The organism is Azonexus sp. (assembly GCF_036170495.1).
Taxonomy (GTDB): Bacteria; Pseudomonadota; Gammaproteobacteria; order Burkholderiales; family Rhodocyclaceae; genus Azonexus.
Map to the genome: position 1 here is coordinate 1 of NZ_JAVHPH010000047.1, position 4,505 is coordinate 4,505.

Sequence of the window (4,505 nt, forward strand, 5' to 3'; positions counted from 1 at the left end):
CATTCACCAAGGAGAAAACCATGGCAAACATCACCCGAATCGACCCATTCGACGACCTGTTCCGCGGCTTTTTCGTACGCCCCGTCGATTTTGACGGCGCCCCGGCCCAACCTCCGTCCATCAAGATGGATGTCAAAGAGCAGGGCGATAGCTATCTGATCCATGCCGACCTGCCGGGCGTCAAAAAGGAAGACATCCATGTCGTCGTCGATGGCAATCAGGTCTCGATCAGTGCCGAAGTCAAACAGGAAAAGGAAGTCAAGGAAGGTGAGCGCGTACTGCGCTCCGAACGCTATTTCGGCAAGGTTTCCCGTTCGTTCCAACTGGGACAGGAAATCGACGATGGGAAAGCTGTCGCCAAGTTCAACGATGGCGTCCTTGAGCTGACTTTGCCCAAGCGTACGGAAACCACCAGCAAACGCTTAAGCATCGTTTAAGGCCGGCGTTGTTCACAACAGGCCGGGCCCCGGTCCGGCCTTTTTCTTTGTACAATCCGCGGCGATTCCACTTGGAGCCCGCCATGCGCATCGAAGATCTCACCCCCGGCATCAAGGCCGCCGTTCTGGCTGAAGCCCTGCCCTACATCAAGCGTTTCCACGGCAAAACTATCGTCGTCAAATATGGCGGCAATGCGATGACCGACGAGCACCTCAAAAGCTGCTTCGCCCGTGATGTCGTGTTGCTCGAACTGGTCGGTTTCAACATCGTCGTCGTGCATGGCGGCGGTCCGCAGATTGAAAGCCTACTCACCCGCGTCGGCAAGAAAGGCGAATTCATCCAGGGCATGCGCGTGACCGATGCAGAAACGATGGAAGTCGTCGAAATGGTGCTCGGCGGCCAGGTCAACAAGGACATCGTCAACCTGATCAACCAGCATGGCGGCAGAGCCGTCGGCCTGACCGGCAAGGATGGCAACTTCATCCGCGCCAAGAAGCTGATGCTCGAAAACAAGGACCATCCAGGCGACCTGATCGACGTCGGCCAGGTCGGCGAAATCGTTTCGATCGACCCGACGCTGATCGACCACCTCGACAAGGGGGCCTTCATTCCGGTCATCGCGCCGATCGGGGTTGGCAAGGACGGCGAAACCTACAACATCAACGCCGACGTTGTCGCCGGCAAGATCGCCGAAGTGCTTAAGGCAGAAAAGCTGGTCCTGCTGACCAACACGTCAGGCGTGCTTGACAAGAACGGAGACCTGATCACCGGCATCACCCCCAAACAGATCGACGACATGGTCGAGGATGGCACCCTGTCCGGCGGCATGCTGCCGAAGATCGGCTCGGCGCTCGATGCCGCCCGCAATGGCGTCAAGGGCGTGCATATCATCGATGGCCGCGTCGAACACGCGCTGCTGCTGGAAATTCTGACCGACCACGGTGTCGGCACGATGATCAAGTCGCACTAATGCTTGATCGCCCGCCGAAAAGCCCGCGTCAGCGGGCTTTTTCCTTTCCGCAACGAAAATTGCCATGAAAACTCCGGTCTGGCTGTTCGACCTCGACAACACGCTGCACAACGCGACGCCACACATCTTTCCCCACATCAACCGTTCGATGCGCCAATACATCGAGCGTCACCTCGGTGTGGACGAGCATGAAGCGACCCGCATTCGACAAGACTACTGGGAACGTTATGGCGCCACGCTGCTCGGCCTGATGCGCCACAACGACATTGACCCGCGCCACTTCCTGCGCGAGACCCACCAGTTTCCCGACCTGGAGCATATGCTTGTCTTCGACAAACCACTGCTCCACACGCTGCGCCGACTACCCGGTCGCAAGATCATTTTTTCCAATGCGCCGCACCATTACGCCGAGGCCGTGCTTGAATTCACCGGACTCAGCCACTGTTTCGACGCCATCTATACCGTCGAAAAGCTGCGTTTTCAACCCAAACCCATGCTGGCCGGGTTCCGCACCCTGCTCCGCAGCGAGCATCTCGATCCGCGTCGCTGCATCATGGTCGAGGACAGCTTGGCCAATCTGATCACGGCCAAAAAGCTCGGCATGAAAACCGTGTGGGTGAGCACTGGCTTACGCCACTCGCCTTTTGTTGACGCTAAAATCCGTTCGGCAACACAATTATCAAAATGCTACGGTCGACTGAAAATTTCGGCCAAAAATGAATTCTGAGGAGGGGGAAACATGGCGACAAAACCGGGAGAGCGGCGCCTGCACATCCTGCAGACGCTAGCCGAAATGCTGGAAACCCCGAAAGGGGAAAAAATCACCACCGCCGCCTTGGCCGCCAAGCTGGAATGTTCTGAAGCGGCGCTCTACCGCCATTTCGCCAGCAAGGCCCAGATGTTCGAAGGCCTGATCGAATTCATCGAACAAAGCCTGTTCAGCGTCATCAACAAGATCACCAGCGAGGAAAACGAAGGATTCAAGCAAGTCGAGCTGATCATCGGCCTGCTGCTCCGTTTTGCCCAGCGCAACCGTGGCATGACCCGCGTCCTCATCGGCGATGCCCTGGTCAATGAAAACGAGCGCCTGCAAGTTCGCATCAATGCCCTGCTCGACAAAGTCGAAGCGGCCATGAAGCAGGCCCTGCGCATCGCCGCCACGCAGGAAAACCTCAAACCCGACGCCGATTTCGGCGCCCTGGCTAATTTGTTACGCTGCTACGTCGTCGGCCGCTGGGAACAATACGCGCGCAGCGGCTTCACGCGCGAACCGCTGACCCAATGGCCGCAGCAATGGCCGATGCTCTACTTCGCCTGCCTGTCGCAATCGGGCGCCCCTGGCGCCTGAAAAACAAAATGGCGGCCCAAGCCGCCATTTTTCCGTCCTGAATCGCTAACCTCAGCCCTTCAAGTATTCCGCCGCATCCAGCGCGAAGTAAGTCAGGATGCCATCGGCTCCGGCCCGCTTGAACGCCAGCAGGCTTTCCAGCACGCAGGCCTTCTCGTCCAGCCAGCCGTTCTGCGCCGCCGCCTTGAGCATCGCGTACTCGCCACTGACCTGATAAGCATAGGTCGGCACCTTGAACTCGTCCTTGACGCGCCGCACGATGTCCAGATACGGCATGCCGGGCTTAACCATGACCATGTCGGCGCCTTCTTCAAGGTCAAGCGCCACTTCGCGCAGGGCCTCGTCGGAATTCGCCGGGTCCATCTGGTAGGTGTACTTGTTGCCCTTGCCCAGATTGCCGGCCGACCCGACCGCATCGCGGAAGGGCCCGTAGAAGCTCGAGGCATACTTGGCCGAGTAGGCCAGAATGCGCGTGTAAATCTGGCCGGCACCTTCCAGTTCGGCCCGGATACGGGCAATACGGCCATCCATCATGTCCGACGGCGCGACGACATCGGCCCCCGCCTCGGCATGACAAAGTGCCTGCCTGGCCAGCACTTCCAGCGTCTCATCATTGAGCACGTAACCAGTTTCGTCGATCAAGCCATCCTGCCCGTGGCTGGTATAGGGATCAAGCGCCACGTCGGTAATCACGCCAAGATTCGGAAATTCGCGCTTGAGCGCCTTGATCACACGCGGCACCAGACCGCTGGCGTTGTACGCCTCTTCAGCCCCGAGCGATTTCAGCGACGCATCAACGACCGGAAACAGCGCCAGCGCCGGGATGCCAAGCTTCACCGCACGCTCCGCCGTTTTCAACAACACATCGAGCGACTGACGCTCGACGCCGGGCATCGACGACACTTTTTCGATGCGCCCTTCACCCTCCAACACAAAAACCGGGTAAATAAAATCGTCGGACGTCAGCACCGACTCGCGCATCAAGCGACGGGAAAAATCATCGCGCCGCATCCGGCGCATCCGGGTTCCGGGAAATCCACCACTCACTACAGCCATGCTTCAACCTCGATCAATTCAACACAGAAAATTTTGCGACTCGACGGAACTTCCCGCTTTGACACGCGTCAGAGTTCGCAGATGGCACGCGCTATCTCCCGCTTCACCTCCCTGAGCGGGCGCCTTGACCCTGTTAAGGCTTTTTGGCCCCCGGACCCCCCTTATCCGGGGGCGTTTTGTTCTCTTTCGGCTTGATTTCGATCTCCAGCCAACTGGCGAGAACCCCCTCAGCCTCTTCGACACCCGTTTTTTTCAGACTGGAAAAGAGCTGGACAGAATACAGCCCCGCATCGCCCCACGTCGCTACTTCGGCCTTGACCGAACGCAACGACTTGGTCTGCTCCTGCCGGCTCAACTTGTCAGCTTTGGAAAGCAAAATGTGGATCGGCCGTCCAGTCGGACGGAACCAGTCAATCAGGCGCAAATCCAGGTCGGTCATCGGTCGACGGATGTCCATGATAACCACCAGCCCGGCCAACTGATCTCGCTTGCTCAAATAAGGGCCAATGAGACCTTCCCACTGCGAACGGATCGCCTCGGGCGCCTTGGCATAGCCGTACCCGGGCAGGTCGACGAAATACTTGCCGTCGGCCAGCGAAAAATAATTGAGATGCTGTGTTCGCCCCGGCGTTTTGCTCACATAAGCGAGGCGAACACGCCCCGCCAGGGTGTTAATGGCAGAAGATTTTCCGG

Annotated in this window: 6 protein-coding genes; 4 read left to right on the forward strand and 2 right to left on the reverse strand. The window is 58.4% G+C overall.

The genetic code is table 11. The features are described from left to right. The first annotated feature begins 20 nt into the window (after positions 1-20). The 4 genes from ADADOO_RS01730 (at position 21) to slmA (ending at position 2,756) form a co-directional block, all read left to right on the forward strand. Positions 21-437 carry an Hsp20/alpha crystallin family protein gene (locus ADADOO_RS01730; RefSeq protein WP_511274482.1) on the forward strand — a complete coding sequence of 139 codons (417 nt, stop codon included), beginning with the start codon at positions 21-23 and terminating at the stop codon, positions 435-437. An 83-nt stretch (positions 438-520) separates the two neighbouring features. Beyond that, positions 521-1,408: an acetylglutamate kinase gene (gene argB, locus ADADOO_RS01735; protein WP_511274468.1), complete on the forward strand. Its 888-nt coding sequence runs from the start codon at positions 521-523 to the stop codon at positions 1,406-1,408. 64 nt (positions 1,409-1,472) lie between these two features. Beyond that, complete coding sequence (locus ADADOO_RS01740) at positions 1,473-2,135, forward strand: pyrimidine 5'-nucleotidase (protein WP_511274469.1); 663 nt, start codon at positions 1,473-1,475, stop codon at positions 2,133-2,135. Positions 2,136-2,147: 12 nt separating this feature from the next. Further along, complete coding sequence (gene slmA / locus ADADOO_RS01745; RefSeq protein WP_511274471.1) at positions 2,148-2,756, forward strand: nucleoid occlusion factor SlmA; 609 nt, start codon at positions 2,148-2,150, stop codon at positions 2,754-2,756. A 51-nt stretch (positions 2,757-2,807) separates the two neighbouring features. Here slmA and hemB read toward each other — a convergent pair whose 3' ends face one another. Both hemB and yihA read right to left on the reverse strand, forming a co-directional pair. Then, complete coding sequence (gene hemB, locus ADADOO_RS01750; RefSeq protein WP_511274473.1) at positions 2,808-3,812, reverse strand: porphobilinogen synthase; 1,005 nt, start codon at positions 3,810-3,812, stop codon at positions 2,808-2,810. A 133-nt stretch (positions 3,813-3,945) separates the two neighbouring features. Further along, positions 3,946-4,505, reverse strand: a 560-nt coding sequence (gene yihA / locus ADADOO_RS01755) for a ribosome biogenesis GTP-binding protein YihA/YsxC (RefSeq protein WP_511274475.1), incomplete at its 5' end; no start/stop codon positions are given.

Coding starts and splice junctions, on each gene's coding strand:
- hemB (WP_511274473.1), bottom strand. CDS start 3,812: ATGGCTGTAGTGAGTGGTGGATTTCCCGGAACCCGGATGCGCCGGATG.
- ADADOO_RS01740 (WP_511274469.1), top strand. CDS start 1,473: ATGAAAACTCCGGTCTGGCTGTTCGACCTCGACAACACGCTGCACAAC.
- slmA (WP_511274471.1), top strand. CDS start 2,148: ATGGCGACAAAACCGGGAGAGCGGCGCCTGCACATCCTGCAGACGCTA.
- ADADOO_RS01730 (WP_511274482.1), top strand. CDS start 21: ATGGCAAACATCACCCGAATCGACCCATTCGACGACCTGTTCCGCGGC.
- argB (WP_511274468.1), top strand. CDS start 521: ATGCGCATCGAAGATCTCACCCCCGGCATCAAGGCCGCCGTTCTGGCT.